This window comes from Burkholderia sp. 9779_493 (assembly GCF_015712215.1).
In the GTDB taxonomy this organism is placed as follows: Bacteria; Pseudomonadota; Gammaproteobacteria; order Burkholderiales; family Burkholderiaceae; genus Burkholderia; species Burkholderia cenocepacia.
In genome coordinates this window covers 1-1,374 of record NZ_JACCQA010000098.1, presented here as the reverse complement: position 1 = coordinate 1,374, position 1,374 = coordinate 1, and the positions used below count along the sequence as shown (strand labels likewise).

The window sequence follows — 1,374 nt, the reverse complement described above, 5'->3', positions numbered from 1 at the left end:
GAACCTGTCCGCATTTTTGTGGGCGAGGCGGTTGAACAACAGGTTATCCACGCGCCTGCGTGAATCGCTCGCCGAACAGGATAGCAAACTGGTTCATCGCTGATTTCCAGTCGAAGGCGGCCCGCACGGTCTTGGCCAGCACGTTGCGCAGCGCCAGCCAGAGCAGCTTGATCGCCGCCTCGTCATTGGGGAAGTGACCACGGGTCTTGATGATCTTGCGCAGTTGCATGTTCAGACTTTCAATGGCATTCGTTGTGTACACGACCCGTCGAATCTCCGGCGGAAACACGAAGAACGGTATGACGTGCTCCCAGGCGCGCTGCCACGATTGCACGATGGTCGGATATTTCTCGCCCCACGGGCCGTCGGCGAAGTCCTGTAACGCCTGCCTTGCCGCCTCTTCGCTAGCGGCTGCGTAGATCGGGCGCAGGGCTGTGGCGAGCGCCTTACGGTCCTTGTAGCTGGCGTACTCGAGGCTGTTGCGGATCAGATGCACGATGCAGGTCTGAACGGTTGTCCGCGGATAGGCTGCACTGATGGCCTCGGTCAGCCCCTTCAGGCCATCGACCACGGCGATCAGGATGTCCTGGCAGCCGCGCGTCTTGAGTTCGTTGAACACCTTGAGCCAGAACTTGGCGCCCTCGGTCTGCTCGATCCAGAGGCCCAGCACGTCGCGCTGGCCGTCGGCCTGGATGCCCAAGGCCAGATAGACGGCCTTGTTGCTGACCACGCCGTCGTCGCGGATCTTGACCCGCAGCGCATCGAAGAACACCACCGGGTACATTGGCTCGAGCGGGCGGTTCTGCCAGCTCAGCGCCTCGGCCATCACCTCGTCGGTGACCGAGCTGATGAAGTCGGGCGACACTTCGGTGCCGTAGTGCTCGGCCAGAAACCCTTGAATCTCGCGCACACTCATGCCGCGGGCGTACATCGCGATGATGCGTTCGTCGAAGCCGGTGAAGCGGCGCTCGTGCTTGGGAATCAGAATCGGCTCGAAGCTGCCGTCGCGATCGCGGGGGACTTCGACCCGAACCGGGCCACGATCGGTGATGACCGTCTTGCCGCTGGCGCCGTTGCGCTCGTTGGCTTGCCCGGTAGGCTTGGACTGGCCGGACGGGTAGCCCAAATGCAGATTCATCTCGGCGCCCATTGCGCGTTCGATGATCGCTTTGTTGAACGCCAGCATCAGATCCTGGACCTCGGTCGGCGTCATCGGCCCCTTGACCAGTTGGTCCAGCAGTTCCTTGGGCAACTCAGGCAGCGGCCCGCGGGCCGCTGCCTGACGCGCTACGGTTTGTCTTTTCTTCTTCATCGGCATATCCATGGCTTTTACACCTCATGATATGCCCCGCCCACAAAATGACGGATAGGTCC

General features: G+C 61.8%; 1 protein-coding gene. It reads right to left on the bottom strand.

Annotation, left to right across the window (positions count from 1 at the left end; translation table 11 throughout):
* Positions 1 to 43: 43 nt before the first annotated feature.
* Positions 44 to 1,318 (bottom strand): IS256 family transposase, encoded by a 1,275-nt coding sequence (locus H0X95_RS35650; RefSeq protein ID WP_371295762.1) that lies wholly within the window; start codon positions 1,316 to 1,318, stop codon positions 44 to 46.
* Positions 1,319 to 1,374 lie beyond the last annotated feature (56 nt).